At 59.3% G+C, this 16,720-nt stretch carries 9 protein-coding genes; 6 read left to right on the top strand and 3 right to left on the bottom strand.

The features are described 5' to 3' along the window. The first annotated feature begins 1,363 nt into the window (after positions 1-1,363). Together gltB and O2597_RS17600 are read left to right on the top strand one after the other, a co-directional pair. On the top strand, positions 1,364-6,013 hold the full coding sequence (gene gltB / locus O2597_RS17605) for a glutamate synthase large subunit (protein ID WP_345783030.1): 4,650 nt from the start codon (positions 1,364-1,366) through the stop codon (positions 6,011-6,013). Positions 6,014-6,118: 105 nt separating this feature from the next. Continuing rightward, positions 6,119-7,606: a glutamate synthase subunit beta gene (locus tag O2597_RS17600; RefSeq protein WP_269526941.1), complete on the top strand. Its 1,488-nt coding sequence runs from the start codon at positions 6,119-6,121 to the stop codon at positions 7,604-7,606. Positions 7,607-8,541: 935 nt separating this feature from the next. On the opposite strand, the gene O2597_RS17595 is transcribed toward O2597_RS17600, so the two are convergent. Continuing rightward, positions 8,542-8,694 carry a hypothetical protein gene (locus O2597_RS17595; RefSeq protein WP_269526939.1) on the bottom strand — a complete coding sequence of 51 codons (153 nt, stop codon included), beginning with the start codon at positions 8,692-8,694 and terminating at the stop codon, positions 8,542-8,544. A gap of 178 nt (positions 8,695-8,872) precedes the next feature. Then, the gene (locus O2597_RS17590) at positions 8,873-9,340 is read right to left on the bottom strand and encodes a hypothetical protein (protein ID WP_269526938.1); all 468 of its coding nucleotides are present in this window, start codon (positions 9,338-9,340) and stop codon (positions 8,873-8,875) included. A 1,645-nt stretch (positions 9,341-10,985) separates the two neighbouring features. On the opposite strand from O2597_RS17590, the gene accB reads away from it, so the two are divergent. Genes accB through O2597_RS17570 form a run of 4 tightly spaced genes read left to right on the top strand, consistent with a single transcriptional unit; the run spans position 10,986 to position 13,817 of the window. Next, positions 10,986-11,411: an acetyl-CoA carboxylase biotin carboxyl carrier protein gene (accB, locus tag O2597_RS17585; protein WP_425603764.1), complete on the top strand. Its 426-nt coding sequence runs from the start codon at positions 10,986-10,988 to the stop codon at positions 11,409-11,411. A gap of 8 nt (positions 11,412-11,419) precedes the next feature. Then, positions 11,420-12,784, top strand: a complete 1,365-nt coding sequence (gene accC, locus O2597_RS17580) for an acetyl-CoA carboxylase biotin carboxylase subunit (RefSeq protein WP_269526934.1) — start codon at positions 11,420-11,422, stop codon at positions 12,782-12,784. A 27-nt stretch (positions 12,785-12,811) separates the two neighbouring features. Beyond that, positions 12,812-13,252: an Asp23/Gls24 family envelope stress response protein gene (locus O2597_RS17575; RefSeq protein WP_269526932.1), complete on the top strand. Its 441-nt coding sequence runs from the start codon at positions 12,812-12,814 to the stop codon at positions 13,250-13,252. Between the two features lie 43 nt (positions 13,253-13,295). After that, positions 13,296-13,817 carry an Asp23/Gls24 family envelope stress response protein gene (locus O2597_RS17570; RefSeq protein ID WP_269526931.1) on the top strand — a complete coding sequence of 174 codons (522 nt, stop codon included), beginning with the start codon at positions 13,296-13,298 and terminating at the stop codon, positions 13,815-13,817. Positions 13,818-15,345: 1,528 nt separating this feature from the next. On the opposite strand, the gene O2597_RS17565 is transcribed toward O2597_RS17570, so the two are convergent. Then, complete coding sequence (locus tag O2597_RS17565) at positions 15,346-16,719, bottom strand: AMP-binding protein (RefSeq protein ID WP_269526929.1); 1,374 nt, start codon at positions 16,717-16,719, stop codon at positions 15,346-15,348. Position 16,720 lies beyond the last annotated feature (1 nt).

The raw sequence follows: 16,720 nt of genomic DNA, 5'->3' as shown, positions 1-16,720 counted from the left end.
CTCTTTAAGGCAAAATTCATGCGTTCTTCTATCATTTTGGTTTCTCTCCATGGCATCACCCTTTCTGGCCGAAAGTGTTACCCATGTCCTGAACCTTTTTTGGTACCTATGTCCTGAACCTGTACCCACAACCGCTCCCTTCTTCGCTCTTCGAGCTTCGCTGGGCAGGTCGCTAGAGGGCCCTGCCGGGCGAGGTTGGGGAGGGGATTTTGGGATGAGGATTTCCGGCTGAGCCGGACTTTCCGAATAGAGAGGTCCACATCGCTGACTAAAGAAGCATCGTTGTACGAACCAGTGTTGTAAGCGGATCACTCGTTTTGTTTTCCGCTGCAGGTAGACCGCTTATTCCCGCTTATGTACGCTCCCGCCTTCGTTCCTTACGGCGTGGCGTGGATGCTTACAACGCCGTACTTATATTTTGGTTTTGATACTGCGCGGCAAATAGACCTTCCCGACAATAAACCGTTGTTGTACGATAAGCGGTGATAAGTGGTAATAAGCGGTGAAAAAAGAAGCATCGTTGTACGAATCAGTGTTGTACGCGGATCACTCGTTTTGTTTTCCGCTGACGGGCCCTTCGACTTGCTCAGGACAGGTGGGCCGCTTATGACCGCTTATGTACGCTCCCGCCTTCGTTCCTTACGGCGTGGCGTGGATGCCTACAACGCCGCATCTTATTTAGGGTTTAGATACAGCAGTGCAATGAACCCTCCCCAAAATAAACCGTCGTTGTAAGCATTCACGTAAATTAACGTGAATTAACGGTCCAAAATTACCAGCGTTGTAAGCCATTCGTGCTCATTCGTGTTAATGGTCCGGTCTTCCGCAATGCGGAATCCGGTCATGTCGTCGCGATGCTCCTCGGAACGTGGTTTCAAAAACACGGCGTTGTACGCCGTTCGTGGTTTCAGCCCTGCGCTGCCGCGCTCCGTCAGCTCTCGGTACCTTCAGGTTTCATCCTTCCGCCCTGCAGAGGCCGCAGGCCTCTGCGGGCTCTGCCCGATTTGGCCTGTGGAGTGCTGCACGGGGGCTCCAGTCTTATGATAAATCGTCGGAGTGTTTACAAGCCAGCCGGGCCGGAATCCGGTGATTCCGGTCCATATTCAGGGGTTATGCGGCGGTTGCGGGGACTGCTGTGGCCGGGCGTATGGGGTGGCCGGAACGCCTTGAGTATGGGGGTTCCGCGCGGATTTTACGGCCAATCTGAACGAGAAGGGGGAGAAATGCGATTTTCTCATAGACAGTTCTAGTTCAATAACTAATTTGCTCGTTCTTTTGACTTTTTTACAAATCCGGACGGGCGCCGACCGCCAAGCTCATTCCCTCCGACGAAACCACTGAACGAACCTTTTTGCACATCATGATGGACAAGAATCAGATTCAACCGAAGGCCCAGGGCCTCTACGATCCTCAATTCGAACATGAAAACTGCGGCATCGGCCTGATCGTCGATATGAAAGGCCGCAAATCGCACGACATCGTGCAGGGTGCCTTGGAGATCTGTGTGAATCTGGATCACCGCGGCGGTTGCGGCTGCGACCCGATCACGGGGGACGGCGCCGGCCTCTTCATCCAGCTCCCGCACAAATTCTTCAAGAAGGCCTGCCCGTCCGAGTGCGGCTTCGAGCTGCCGGAAGAGGGCGACTATGGCGCCGGCTTTGCCTTCCTCTCCAAGAACGAGGAAGAGCGTACGAACGAGCAGAACATCATCGGTGAGATCATCGAGGAAGAAGGCCTGAAGCTGATCGGCTGGCGCGACGTGCCGGTGCGCAGCGAGATTTTGGGCAAGGCTTCCGCCGCCTGTGAGCCGCTCATGCGCCAGTTCTTCGTGGAGCGCAGCGCCGACGTGGCCCGCGGCCTCGCCTTCGAGCGCAAGCTCTACATCGTGCGCCGCCTGGCTACCCACCGGATCCGCTACAGCGGGCAGGACGAGGACTCCATTTTCTACATCAGCTCCCTGTCGAGCCGCACCATGACCTACAAGGGCATGCTCACGACCCAGCAGCTGATCGACTACTTCCCGGACCTGGCGGACGAGGACATGGAGTCGGCCCTGGCGCTGACCCACTCCCGTTTCTCGACCAACACCTTCCCGAGCTGGCCGCGCGCCCAGCCCTTCCGCTACCTTTGCCACAACGGTGAAATCAACACCGTGCGCGGCAATGAGAACTGGCTGTACGCCCGTCAGATGCAGCTGGCCAGCGAGGTCTTCGGCGACGATTTGAAGAAGTTGCTCCCGATCATCCGGGAAGACGGCTCCGACTCGCAGAAGTTCGACAACTGCCTGGAGTTCCTCGTGCTCTCCGGCCGCAGCCTGACCCATGCGATGATGATGATGATTCCCGAGCCCTGGGAACGTCACAAGAGCATGCCGCAGTACAAGCGCGACTTCTATGAGTTCCACGCCTGCATGATGGAGCCCTGGGACGGTCCGGCCGCCATGGCCATCTCCGACGGTGTGCAGGTCGGTGCGACCCTCGACCGGAACGGTCTGCGTCCCTCCCGCTACTATGTGACCGCCGATGACCGCGTGATTCTGGCCTCGGAAGTGGGCGTGCTGGAAGGCATCGAGCCGAAGAACGTGGTGAAGAAGGGCCGCCTCGAGCCGGGCCGCATGCTCCTGATCGACATGGAGGAAGGCCGCATCGTGGGCGACTCCGAGCTGAAGGAGAAGATCGCCAAGCAGCTGCCCTACGGGGACTGGCTGCAGGAGAATCTCGTGCGCTCGGAAGACCTGCCGGCTGTGACCGAGGTGCCGGAAGACGATTTTGCAAGCATCGAGACCCGCCAGAAGGCCTTCGGCTACACCTTCGAAGACATGCGCTTCATCGTCGGCCCGAGCGCCGAGACCGGCAAGCAGCCGCTCGGCTCGATGGGCAATGATGCCCCGCTGGCGGTGCTGTCCGACCAGCCGCAACTGCTCTACAACTACTTCAAGCAGCTCTTCGCCCAGGTGACCAACCCGCCGATCGACCCGATCCGTGAGGAGCTGGTGACTGCGAGCGTGACCTTTGTCGGCTCCGAAGGCGACCTGACCCGTCCGGGCCCGGACAGCTGCCGCATGATCAAGTTTGAATCGCCGCTGATCGACCGCAAGCAGCTGGCCCAGCTCCGCTACATCAATTTGCCGGGCTTTAAGGCCACCAAGCTGCCGATCACTTTCGAAGCCAGCCTGGGCGGCATGACCGAGGGCCATCACAGCCTGCAGGAGCCCTCCATCTCCGGCAAGGGGATCGAAGCCGCGCTGGAAAAGCTCTTCGACCACGCCGACGCCGCGATCCGCGACGGGGTGAACATCCTGATCCTCTCCGACCGCAAGGTGGGCCCGAAGAAGGCCCCGATCCCGGCCCTGCTGGCCGTGGCCGGCCTGCACCACCACCTCGTCCGCAAGGGCACCCGGACCCGCGTGTCCATCGTCCTGGAATCGGCCGAGCCGCGTGAAGTGCAGCACTTCGCCCTGCTGCTGGGCTATGGTGCCGATGTGATCAACCCGTACCTCGCGCTGGAAACCGTGCGCCACCTGGTGGACCGCGGCGACCTCGAGCTCGACCCGGAAAAGGCCTGCTACAACTTCCTCAAGGCCAACCTGAACGGCGTGATCAAGACCATGTCGAAGATGGGGATTTCCACCGTGGCCTCCTACCGCGGCGCCCAGATCTTCGAGGCGATCGGCCTGAACCAGAGCGTGATCGACAAGTATTTCACCAAGACCGCGTCCCGTGTGGAAGGCATCGGCCTGCCCACCATCGCGAAGGAGACCGAGGCCCGTCACAAGAAGGCCTTCGCTCCGCGTGATGACGAGCGCGGCGCGGCCCTGGACACCGGCGGTGTCTACCAGTGGCGTGCCGGTGGTGAGCGTCACCTCTTTAATCCGGTGACTATCCACAAGCTGCAAAAGGCCACCCGCCTGGGTGATTTCGCGGTCTTCAAGGAGTACTCCGACGTGATCAACAACCAGTCCAAGGAGATGTTCACGCTCCGCGGCCTGATGGAATTCAAGCTCGACCCGGCGAAGTCCGTGCCGCTGGAGGAGGTCGAATCGATCGAATCGATCATGAAGCGCTTCAAGACCGGGGCGATGTCCTACGGCTCGATTTCGAAGGAAGCGCACGAATCGCTGGCCATCGCGATGAACCGGATCGGCGGCAAGTCGAACACCGGCGAGGGTGGCGAAGACATCGACCGTTTCACCCGCGATGCCAACGGCGACCTGCGCCGCTCGGCCATCAAGCAGGTGGCATCCGGCCGTTTCGGGGTGACCAGCTACTACCTGGTGAATTCCGACGAGATCCAGATCAAGATCGTCCAGGGCGCGAAGCCGGGCGAGGGTGGTGAGCTGCCGGGCCACAAGGTCCTGCCGCAAATCGCCAAGACCCGCGGCACGACCCCGGGTGTGGGCCTGATCTCGCCCCCGCCGCACCACGATATTTACTCGATTGAGGACCTCGCGGAGCTCATCCACGACCTCAAGAACTCCAACGTCAACGCCCGCATCAACGTCAAGCTGGTCTCCGAGGTCGGCGTCGGCACGATTGCCGCGGGTGTGGCCAAGGCCAAGGCGGACGTGATTCTCGTGTCCGGTTACGACGGCGGTACCGGGGCTTCCCCGCGTTCCTCCATCCAGCACGCCGGGGCTCCCTGGGAGCTGGGTGTGGCCGAGACCAACCAGACCCTTCTGCTCAATGACCTGCGCTCCCGCGTGGTGGTGGAAACCGACGGCCAGCTCAAGACCGGCCGCGACGTGGCCATCGCCTGCCTGCTCGGGGCCGAGGAATTCGGCTTTGCGACCGCACCGCTGGTCACCCTGGGCTGCCTGATGATGCGTGTCTGCCACAAGAACACCTGCCCGGTGGGCGTGGCCACCCAGAATCCGGAGCTGCGCAAGAAATTTGGCGGCGGCGCCGATGCGGTGGTCAATTTCATGACCTACGTGGCGACCGAGCTGCGCGAGCTCATGGCGGAACTCGGCTTCCGCAGCATTCCCGAAATGGTGGGCCGTGTGGACAAGCTGGAGATGCGCAATGCGATCGACCACTGGAAGGCCAAGGGTCTCGACTACAGCAAGATCCTCTACCGTCCGGATGTGCCGAAGGAAGTGGGCACCTACTGCCAGATGACGCAGGACCACCTGCTCGACAAGTCCCTCGACATGATCGAGGTGCTGAACCAGGCGCAACCCGCCATCCAGGAGGGCAAGCCGGTCGAGATCAACCTGCCGATCGTCAACACCAACCGTGTGGTCGGGACCATCACCGGTGCGGAAATTTCCCGCAAGCACGGTGCGGACGGCCTGCCGGAAGACACCGTGAAGATCAATTTGACCGGTTCCGCCGGCCAGAGCCTGGGCGCTTTCTGCCCGCAGGGCATGACCTTCACCGTGACCGGGGACACCAACGACTATCTGGGCAAGGGCCTGTCCGGTGCCAAGATCATCGTGCGCCCGCCGGAGGATTCCCCCTTCGTGGCCCACGAGAACATCATCACAGGGAACGTCTGTTTCTACGGTGCGACCAAGGGCGAAGCCTACATCGCCGGGATGGCGGGTGAGCGCTTCTGCGTGCGGAACTCGGGTGTCGAAGCGGTCATCGAAGGTGTGGGCGACCACGCGCTCGAGTACATGACCGGCGGCCTGGTGATCAACATCGGTACGACCGGCCGTAACCTCGGTGCCGGCATGTCGGGCGGGGTGGCCTACGTCTTCGACGAGGCGGGCGACTTCGTGCAGTACCACCTGAACCCGGACATGGTGAATGTTTACCAACTGATCGAATGCGGGGACGACGAGATCGCCCTGGTCAAGTCGAAGATCGAAAAGCACGTGGCCTACACCGGTTCCAAGCGTGGCCAGGCGATCCTCGACAACTGGCCGGCCATCGCCGAGAAGTTCCTCAAGATCATGCCACAGGACTACGAGCGTGTGCTTCAAGCCCAGGCCCGTGCCGAAGAGCGCGGCCTCAAGGGTGACGACGCCATCCTCGCCGCCTTCGAAGAAAACGTTAAAGCGGGCCACTAAAATCGAGTATGAATGTAGGAAAGTGTCAAAGTCACTCAGCTTCACACTTTCCCTGCTTCCTACTTTTACACCTTCACACTTTCAAACCTTCCAACTCTAAAGAAAATGGGTAAAGCAACTGGATTTATGGAATTTGAGCGCAAGCCGATCGCGGACCGCGATCCGATCGAGCGTCTCAAGGACTGGGAAGAAACACACGTACACTTCAAGGAAGACCTGGTGCGTACGCAAGGCGCGCGTTGCATGGACTGTGGCACGCCTTACTGCCACACCGGCATGACGCTGAGCAACATGGCCAGCGGCTGCCCGGTCAACAACCTGATCCCGGAATTCAACGACCTGGTGTACAAGGGCAAGTGGAAGGATGCCTACGACCGCCTGTCCAAGACCAACAACTTCCCGGAATTCACCGGCCGCGTCTGCCCGGCTCCCTGTGAAGGTTCCTGTGTGCTCGGCGTGATCGAGCCGCCGGTCACGATCAAGAACATCGAGTGCTCCATCATCGACAAGGCCTGGGCCGAAGGCTGGGTCGTCCCGACCCCGCCGGCCGACCGCACCGGCAAGAAGGTCGCCGTGGTGGGCTCCGGTCCGGCCGGCCTCGCCGCCGCCGACCAGCTGAACAAGGCCGGCCACCTGGTCACGGTCTACGAGCGCGCCGACCGTATCGGCGGCCTGCTCATGTACGGCATCCCCAACATGAAGCTGCAGAAGGAAGTGGTCACCCGCCGCGTCAAGCTGATGGAAGCCGAAGGCGTGACCTTCACCACCGGTGTTGAAATCGGCAAGGACCTGCCGGCCAAGCAGCTGATGGATGAATTTGATGCGGTCGTGCTCTGCTGTGGCGCGACCAAGCCCCGCGACCTCCCGATCGAGGGCCGCGAGTTCGGCAATATCCGCTTTGCCATGGAATTCCTCGGACCCAACACCAAGGAGATCTGGGACATCCGCGACGGCAAGAGCGAGCAGTTCACCGAACTGGCCAAGGGCAAGAATGTGGTCATCATCGGCGGTGGCGACACCGGCACCGACTGTGTGGGCACCTCCCTGCGCCATGGCTGCAAGAGCGTGACCCAGCTGGAAATCATGCCCAAGCCGCCGATGGAACGCGCGCCGAACAACCCCTGGCCGGAATGGCCCAAGACCTACAAGGTCGACTACGGCCAGGAGGAAGCCGCCGCCGTACAGGGTGACGATCCGCGCCAGTACCTGATCACCGCAAGCAAGTTTGAAGGCGACGCCGACGGCAACGTGAAGGGCGTCCACGTCCACAACATCGAGTGGGTGAACGACAACGGCCGTTTCATCCCGAAGAAGATCGAGGGCAGCGAGCGCGTGCTCGACGCCGAGCTCGTCCTGCTGGCCATGGGCTTCCTCGGACCGGAAAGCACCATCGTCGAAGAGCTGGGTCTCGACCAGGACGCACGCTCCAACGTGAAGGCGGACTACGGCAAGTTCACCACCAATGTGGACAATGTCTTCGCCGCCGGTGACATGCGCCGCGGCCAGTCCCTCATCGTCTGGGCGATCAACGAAGGCCGCGCCGTGGCCCGCGAGTGCGACAAGTTCCTCATGGGCGCAACCAAGCTGCCGTAAGAGGCGGCTGCGCCGCCTGGAAAGTTGAACTGACCTGCCGGTAACCAGTTTTCAGGCCGCATCCATTGATTGGGTGCGGCCTTTTTTCGGGGCTTACAACGGCGTGTTTTTGAAACCACGAATTTACACGAATGAGCACGAATGCTTACAACGCCGCATACACTCAGGGAGGTAGGGACGGATATCCCTATCCGTCCGCCGAGGCCTGCTGGATGGATACGCACTGATGGACACGAATGGCTTACAACTCCGTACTCTCTTGGGAGGATTTCCGCTGACGGGCCCTACGACTCGCTCAGGGCAGGTAGACCGCTTATGTACGCTTATGCCTACAACGCCGCATCTTTTTAGGGTTTGTGTGCTGGCGGGCAATAACCCTCCCCAACATAAACCGGTGTGCACGATAAGCGGTAATAAGCGGTAATAAGCGGTGAAAAAAAAAGTATCGTTGCACGAATCAGTGTTGTAAGCGGCTCACGCGTTTTGTTTTCCGCTGACGCGGACACCGCTTATGACCGCTTATGTACGCTTATGCCTACAACGCCGTACTTATATTTTTGGTTTGATACAGCAGTGCAATGAACCCTCCCCAACATAAACCGGTGTGCACGATAAGCGGTGATAAGTGGACATAAGCGGTTTCCGGCTGAGCCGGACCCACATAGCTGACTAAAAAAGTATCGTTGCACGAATCAGTGTTGTAAGCGGCTCACGCGTTTTGTTTTCCGCTGACGCGGACACCGCTTATGTCCGCTTATGTGACGCTAATTCTAACAACGCCGCATCTTATTTAGGGTTTAGATACAGCAGTGCAATGAACCCTCCCCGAAATAAACCGTCGTTGTAAGATCCACGTCACGCCGTAGTAAACGAAGGCGGAAGCGGAGATAAGCGGACATAAGCGGTTTCCGGCTGAGCCGGACCCACATAGCTGACTAAAAAAGCATCGTTGTACGAATCAGTGTTGTAAGCCATTCGTGCTCATCCGTGTGCATGGTCCGGTCTTCCGCAATGCGGAATCCGGCATGCCTCGGCGTATCGTAGAGGAGACGGGTCATGTCGTCGCGATGCTCCTCGGAACGTGGCATTAGCCCCGCGTAGCCTTTAGGCGTAGCGGGGTTTCAACCCTACGCTGCTGTCAGCCATCCGTGCCCATTTGCGGTTTCAGCCTTCCTGCCGCCTCAATCGAAATCGCTGTCGCGCTTTCGCTACAAAAATACGTGGCACGCTGTTTCAGGTTTCCGCCCTCCAGGTGGCACAGCCGCCTCAATACCTGCCAGAGGAGACGGGGGCGGGGAGGGGGCGGGAGCAGACGATCCGCCAGCTGCCGTCCTTGCGCTGGCCGACGGTGTAGAGGCTGGTCAGGCCGTCCTCGACATCGTAGCGCACCCGCATGCGGTAGCCCGGCTCCAGGCTGGGGCCGTATTGGACCCCGTCGTGGGTGAAGTCGATGACCTCTTCCGGCGCGCCCGACAGGGGCTCGAACTCAATCGCGGCGATCGGTAGCCCCAGTTCGTATTTCAAGGCCGCCTTGAGCATGGAAACGGTCCAGTTGTCCGTGCCCTTGAGCTCATACAGCTCCAGCATGGGGCCGATGTCTTTCGCCTGGTTGGCCGCCCTGAATGCCTTCGCCAAATGGCTTAATCCCGGATCCACCCGCGTGTCCGGCTTGCAGGCGGTCACCATCAAGCCGGCGAAACAGATCCATACGCCTCTCTGAATCGATCGTAACATATAACTAAAATCCTTCTTATCATGACACGAGCGGGGAAGGGAAGTTCAATGCAGAAGCTGACAGAAGCCGGAGGCTTCTGCGAGGGCTGAGGGCGGACGAAGCGCGGCAGCGCGGAGATGGTGATGGAGCGCACTAGCGCGTAAATGGTGAAATGCGAAGCATTTCGCCCGTAGCGAAGCGAAGGGCGACTGAAGCGGCCTGTCCTGAGCCTGCCGAAGGGGTGCCCTTTGGGCGCTGAAGGAACAAACCTGAAGGAGGACATTTTTGTAGCGAAAGCGCGACAGCGATTTCGACCGGGGCTTATCCCTACAACCCCGCATCCATTTTTGTGGTTTGGATTCTGTCAGGCCAATAATGCTCCCCCAATAAGCCGGTGCGCGTGCGTCCCGCCTCCGTTCCTCTACGGCGTGGCGTGTCCCGCCTCCGTTCCTTTGAGGCGTGGCGTGTCCCGCCTCCGTTCCTCTACGGCGTGGCATGTCCCGCCTTAGCGGGTTTGAAAAGATCCACGTCACGCCGTAGTAAACGAAGGCGGAAGCGGTAATGAGCGGTCATGAGCGGCGTCGAGCCCTGCGTAGCCTTTAGGCGTAGCGGGGTGAAAAAAGACGTAGCTGTACGCCTAGTTGTAAGCGTTTCAGCGTTTTGATTTCCGCTGCGCGGAGACCGCTTATGACCGCTCATGTACGCTTATGCCTACAACGCCGCATGGTTTTAGGGATTGGATAGTGCATGAGAAGCAATCCTCCCAAATTGAACCCGTCGTTGTAAGATCCACGTCACGCCGTAGGAACGAAGGCGGAAGCGGTGATAAGTGGTAATAAGCGGTTAAAAATGACGTCGTTGTACGCTGGGTTGTAAGCGGATCATGCGTTATGATTTCCGCTGCGCGGAGACCGCTTATGACCGCTAATGTGACGCTAATCTTACAACGCTGTGGACTTAACCCCGCTACGCCTAGAGGCTACGCAGGGCTTAACGCCGCAGAGCACGCAGAGTGCGCGGAGAGCCCAGAGGCTTACAACCCCGCACTCTTTTTTGGTTTTGATGCTGCGTGGCAAATAGACCTCCCCAACATAAACCGTCGTGCACGATTCACGCGCTCGCGTCCCGCCTTCGTTCCTACGGCGTGGCGTGTCCCGCCTTAGCGGGGTCAATTCACGTGAATTAACGGCGCCTAGCCCGAATGGCACTACTTTAAGCTTCTTATCGTAGTGGCGACTTCAGTCGCCATCGAGCCGAGGGCTTAGGATGCTGAATATGGCAGCTAAAGCAGCCACTACGAGCGACGCTTTGTTGCAATAGGAACCCTTCAATTTGTCCTTAAGTAGTGCCATTCGAGCCTAGCCCTGCGTAGCCTTCAGGCGTAGCGAGGTCCAAAATCACCAGCGTTGTAAGCCATTCGTGTGCATTCGTGACCATTCGTGGTTTCAAAACAAGCCGTTTTCGCCTCAAAAAGTGCCGCTTTTTCACTAAAAAGTGTAAAAAAGAGATTGAAACAAAGGCATTGCACAGTCCTAAAAGCTCGCCTTATTTTGTCACCGAGTTTCAACAATACCACGGAAGGCGGCGGTGGCGGCCTTCCGGAATCAACCCTCAGAACAGGACACGACCTTGGACTTAAAAGCAATTAAACAGGTAATCGACCTCATGAAACGCTCGGAACTCACCGAGTTCGAACTGGAAGAAGAAGGCTTCAAGCTGCGCCTCAGCCGCAAGAACGGCGATGTGATCCCGCAAATCGTGCATGCGGCGCCCATGGCGGCCACCACGCCTCCCTTCCCGGTCGCCACCGCAGAAGCACCCGCGCCGGAAAAGCCGGCCGAAGAAAAGGGCATTTCCGTGATCAAGTCGCCCATGGTGGGGACGTTCTACCGCGCGCCCTCTCCGGAGAGTGCGGTCTTTGCCGATGTCGGCACGAAGGTCTCGGCGGACAGCGTGGTCTGCATCATCGAAGCGATGAAGGTGATGAACGAGATCCAGTCGGAGCTCAGCGGGACCATTACCGAGGTCCTGGTCGAAAACGGTGAAGCCGTGGAATACGGCCAGCCGCTCTTCAAAGTCAAAACTGCTTGAAACCCCGGATGATTAAAAAGGTCCTTATTGCCAACCGGGGTGAAATCGCGCTCCGGATCGTCCGCGCTTGTAATGAGCTCGGGATCAAGACCCTCGCCGTGTATTCGGAGGCGGATGAGCAGTCCCTGCACGTGCAGCTGGCGGACGAGGCCATCTGCATCGGGCCCCCGGCGGGCAACCAGAGCTACCTGAAGGCCGACCGGATCATCGCGGCCGCGGAAATCGCCGATGTCGACGCGATCCACCCGGGCTACGGCTTCCTCGCCGAAAACGCGGATTTCGCGGAGCAGTGCGAGCGCTGCAACATCAAGTTCATCGGGCCCGGCGCCGATGCGATTATCAATTTCGGGGACAAGGCCCGTGCCCGCGAGATGGCCGTCCAGGCCAAGGTGCCGGTCATTCCCGGCAGTGAAGGCACGGTCGACAACGAAAAGGACGCCCTCGAGGTGGCCAAGAAGATCGGTTTCCCTGTCATCATCAAGGCGGTGGCCGGCGGTGGCGGCAAGGGCATGCGTACCGCGCACAATGCGGTGGCTTTTGCCAAGGAATATGCCAGCGCCCGCAACGAGGCGGAAAAGGCCTTCGGCAACGGCGCGGTCTATATCGAGAAGTTCCTCGAGGCCCCGCGCCACATCGAGATCCAGGTGCTCGGCGACCAGCACGGCAATGTCATCCATTTGGGCGAGCGGGACTGCTCCGTGCAGCGCCGCCACCAGAAGCTGATCGAGGAGGCGCCGTCGCCCTTCATCTCGGACGATGTCCGGAAGAAAATGGGCCGGGACGCGGTCAAGCTGGCCAAATCGGTGAACTACGAGGGGGCCGGCACGATCGAGTTCCTGGTCGACGAGAAGCAGAACTATTATTTCATCGAGATGAACACCCGGATCCAGGTGGAACACGGGGTGACGGAAGAAGTCACCGGTGTGGACCTGGTCAAGGAGCAGATCCTCATCGCCAGCGGGCAGAAGCTGAGCTACGAGCAGAAGGAAATCAAGTTCCTGCGCCACGCCATCGAGTGCCGCGTCTGCGCCGAGGACCCGGGCCGCAATTTCGCGCCCTGTCCCGGTGAGATCTCCCTCTACTACTCGCCCGGCGGTCACGGGGTGCGGATCGACTCGCACGTCTATGGCGGCTACACCATCCCGCCGCACTACGACAGCATGATCAGCAAGATCATCACCTACGGGAAGACCCGTGAGCTGGCCCTCGACCGGATGGACCGCGCGCTGGGTGAATACATCATCCGCGGGATCAGCACGAATATTCCCTTCTCCCGCGCGATTATCCGCGACCCCCACTTCCGTGAGGGCAAAGCCACCACCAAGTATGTGGAAGAATTTGTCACGCGAGTGCCTAAGGACCTTTACACCTAGGCGATAGCTGCTAAGTTACCAGTCAATATGAGCAAGGAACCCGAATCCAGTCCGGAAACAAAGATCCCCACGGTTTCCGAAGAGTCGAATACCCTCGGTGATATCCGTATCAACCACAGCGTGGTGGCGAGCATCGTTCGTCTCGCGGCTCTCGAAGTCTCCGGCGTCGCAGCAGTCGGCGGCGGTTTTGTCGACGGCATCGCCGAAATTTTCTCCAAGAAGGGCGACGAGCGCGGCGTACGCGTGGATGAGGACGAGGTCGGCGACTACAAGATCGAGATTCGCGTCATCCTGCGCTTCGGTGTCGAGCTGGCCGTGGTGGCCGGTCATATCCAGCAGCGTGTGGCCGAGCAGGTCGAAAAAATGACCAGCAAGAGCGTCGCCCGGGTCAACGTCATCATCGACGGGGTCCGTACGGAAGAGCCGAAAAGCCGCGAAGAGTGGGAAGACCAACCCCACACCGACTAAAATTTGAATCACAGCCGCGGTGCCTCGCCCCGCGGCTTTTTCTATGAACTGGGAAAGCATCATTGATCTGATCAGCAAGGTGGACCCCATGATCTGGGCGGTCATCGCCCTGGTCCTTTTTGTCCTGCTCCTGCTCTCCTTTCTGGTGCGCAAGCTCAAGCCCAAGAGCGTGGTGGCCTACACCACGGACAGCGGGCGGGTGCTGGTCAGCCAGTCGGCCATCGTCGAGCTGGTGCAGACCTCCTGCGCGCAGGTCGAGGCCATCGCCAAGCCCAGCGTCAAGATCCGGACCCAGCGCAACAAGACCCACCTGCAGATCGGCTTCAAGCTGACCAGCGGCGGGCGCATGCGCGAGATCGAGCAGCTGCTCAAGAGCCATTTGACCCGGACCCTGACCGAAAACCTCGGCATCGAGAATCTCGGCACGATCGAGATCAAGGCCACCGGTTTCAAGGGCGGCAAGATCCAGTCGCCCGTCGCTCACAAGCCCAAGCAGCTGGAAGAGTTCACCGACATGTCCGATATCAACCCGGACGAGGTGGAGGAAGAGGAAAGCAAGCCCTGAGGGCTTGCTTTGAGGGATGAAGGAACAAACCTGAAGGGGAGGCGGGTGTTGTTTGTTGGACGTGCTGACAACGGTGTGAGAGTTTGGAACCACGAATGGGCACAAATGTGCACGAATGGCTTACAATCCCGCTAGGGCGGGACGCGAGCGCGCTGGTGATTTGGGGGAGCATTATTGGCCTTACAGAATCCAAACCACAAAAATGGATGCGGAGTTGTAGGTATTCACGTCACGCCGTAGGAACGAAGGCGGAAGCGTCACATTAGCGGTCATAAGCGGTCTCCGCGCAGCGGAAATCATAACGCATAATCCGCTTACAACTAGGCGTACAGCTACGGATTTTTCACCCCGCTACGCCTGAAGGCTACGCGGGGCTAATGCCACGTTCCGAGGAGCGTAGCGACGACCCGCCTTCGTTCCTACGGCGTGGCGTGCCGGATTTCGCTTTGAGGAAGACCGGACCATGCACACGGATGGGCACGAATGGCGTACAACGGTGTAGTTTTGAACCCCGCTACGCCTGAAGGCTACGCAGGGCTTAATGCCGTTAATCCGCCTTCGTGCCTACGGCGAGACAGGTGAACGTTAATTTACGTGAATGGCTTACATCCCGCATCTTTTTTTTTGGAGGCGTACTCAAATTCCCCGCCTTGGTTAAGGCGGGGTGGCTGACGCGCAGCGGCCCGCCCTGAGCTTTGCCTGCCATGAACTTTGCCTGCCATGAGCATGTCGAATGGTCGAATGGTCGAAGCGGCAGACAGGGTGGTTCGTCGTACCCATCTGGAATGGCGTACAACGGTGTGGTTTTGGACCCCGCTACGCCTGAAGGCTACGCAGGGCTTAATGCCGTTAATGGATCCCGCTAAGGCGGGACACGCCACGCCGTAGAGGAATGGAGGCGGGACACGCCACGCCGTAGAGGAATGGAGGCGGGACACGCCACGCCGTAGAGGAATGGAGGCGGGACGCACGCGCGTTAACGTTAATGCCTACAGCGCCGCATACATTCCGGGAGGTAGGGACGGATATCCCTATCCGTCCGCCGAGGCCTGTCGTTGGAGAGGCAAATGATGCTTCCAGCAATCACGCGTTCTTTCATGGGGTCGCCCGCAGAATGGAGGGACGCGCTTCCGCGCGTCCGTTCCAGCGATTGTCAGTGTCGTTCGCGGAACCACCCCGTCTGCCGCTTAGGCGGCATCCACCCCTCCTTCGCCAAGGAGGGGAATGTTAGGAGCGGATTACAATCCTCCCAAACTGAAATCATTGTTGTCAGATCCACGCGCTTGCTGGCGGGATTAACGGCATTAAGCCCGAATGGCACTACTTTAAGCTTCTTATCGTAGTGGCGACTTCAGTCGCCATCGAGCCGAGGTGGCTTAGGATGCTGAATATGGCAGCTAAAGCAGCCACTACGAGCGACGCTTTGTTGCAATAGGAACCCTTCAATTTGTCCTTAAAGTAGTGCCATTCGAGCCTAGCCCTGCGTAGCCTTCAGGCGTAGCGGGGTACAAAACTCCCGTGGCTCACTTCACCTTGCGGCTTTTCTTGAATCGTTCGCCCCAGGGCTGGTGTCTTTTCGTTTCATGCGGTGGGTGAGGCTGAGCTCCTTGACGACTTGGACCAAGCTGGGGATTTTCCACGGTTCGAGTCGACCACGGCAGTGTTGACGTATCCGTTTTTTCCATTCACGTGCCGTTGCCTCGGACTGCGTGACTAAGCGGCATGCGAGGGCCTGGCCGACAATCGGATCTTCGACGCCATAGACTTCGCAGGCTTCGATTTCGGGGAGACTGGCCAGAGCGGCTTCGACTTCTGCAGGCAGCACTTTTTGCCCGCCTACATTGATGACGGTATTGGTGCGGCCCAGGATCCGAAGTGTGCCGGGACGAGTCTCTTGGACGAGGTCGCCGGTCCGGTACCAGCCTTCGGCTTCGAGGGAGTCGTTGGGGGAATTGAGGTAGCCGAGGATTCGGGAAGGGGAGCGAAGCCAGAGCTCACCATCGACTATTTTCCATTCGATGGCCGAGTCTTGGATGCGGAATTCGAGGCTGTCGTTTCCGGCACTCTTGATCCGGATGCTACCGGTTTCACTGGTGCCGAACTTTTGCTGGAACTCAACGGATGGGAAGGCGTGGATGAGACGGTGCAGCAGCGGCTCGGGCATCGCTTCCGCACCGTAGGCGATGATCCGGAGCGAGCTGCAATCGTACGTTTCCTGAACGCCGGCAAGCAGTAACAGGTTGAGGAATGTTGGGGAGGCCGGAAGCACGGTGATGGCATGTGTCTGGATGGCCTGACCGATCGCGTTGGGGGTACGTTGGTCGGGAATCGCCAAAAACGCGCCGGCGAAAATGCTACGGAATGCGGTATCGAGACCGCCGATATGGTCAAAAAGAAGGAGTAGGAGGGTGCGATCGTCGCGGGGCTGGACGGTTTGATAGCGGTCCAAGAGCGCCCGCAGTTCGTGTAGCATGGCTTTCGGTTGTCCAGTGGTACCACTGCTGAAAAGTACCAGTCCGCTTCCCTTCAGTGACTGATACAACTCCGGTTTCGGGGTGGAGTTTCGGGTGGTGTTTTCAAGCGTCCAGGTCGGACCGGAGGTGCGGAGGATCGCATCGCAGTGGCTCACCTCCCGCATCATTTGGCGCAGCGGCTCCGGCAGGCTGTCGGGGATGGGGACTGCGGTATGAGTGGTCGGTGCCATTGACAACAGTGCAATGAGCCCCTCGATCACAGATCCGGTCTGGACGGCGAGAATCCTGGGCTCGGGCAAGGAACTAAGTTGATCGCGCAGCGTTCTCACGCCTTCGAGCAACTGGCCGTAGGTGTAGGCTTTTCCGGCTTCATGTCCGGCCGTCCGTTCTGCAAAGGCAGCGAGCCGAGCTTCGATCCAGTCCGTCATG

Origin of the sequence: Coraliomargarita parva (genome assembly GCF_027257905.1) — a bacterium.
Classification (GTDB): Bacteria; Verrucomicrobiota; Verrucomicrobiia; order Opitutales; family Coraliomargaritaceae; genus Coraliomargarita_A; species Coraliomargarita_A parva.
This window is presented reverse-complemented; position numbering and strand designations above follow the sequence as displayed.

Bases quoted from the DNA above. Each gene is read 5' to 3' on its own strand.
- gltB (WP_345783030.1), top strand. From the start codon at position 1,364: ATGGACAAGAATCAGATTCAACCGAAGGCCCAGGGCCTCTACGATCCT.
- O2597_RS17600 (WP_269526941.1), top strand. From the start codon at position 6,119: ATGGGTAAAGCAACTGGATTTATGGAATTTGAGCGCAAGCCGATCGCG.
- O2597_RS17595 (WP_269526939.1), bottom strand. From the start codon at position 8,694: ATGCCACGTTCCGAGGAGCATCGCGACGACATGACCCGTCTCCTCTAC.
- O2597_RS17590 (WP_269526938.1), bottom strand. From the start codon at position 9,340: ATGTTACGATCGATTCAGAGAGGCGTATGGATCTGTTTCGCCGGCTTG.
- accB (WP_425603764.1), top strand. From the start codon at position 10,986: ATGAAACGCTCGGAACTCACCGAGTTCGAACTGGAAGAAGAAGGCTTC.
- accC (WP_269526934.1), top strand. From the start codon at position 11,420: ATGATTAAAAAGGTCCTTATTGCCAACCGGGGTGAAATCGCGCTCCGG.
- O2597_RS17575 (WP_269526932.1), top strand. From the start codon at position 12,812: ATGAGCAAGGAACCCGAATCCAGTCCGGAAACAAAGATCCCCACGGTT.
- O2597_RS17570 (WP_269526931.1), top strand. From the start codon at position 13,296: ATGAACTGGGAAAGCATCATTGATCTGATCAGCAAGGTGGACCCCATG.
- O2597_RS17565 (WP_269526929.1), bottom strand. From the start codon at position 16,719: ATGACGGACTGGATCGAAGCTCGGCTCGCTGCCTTTGCAGAACGGACG.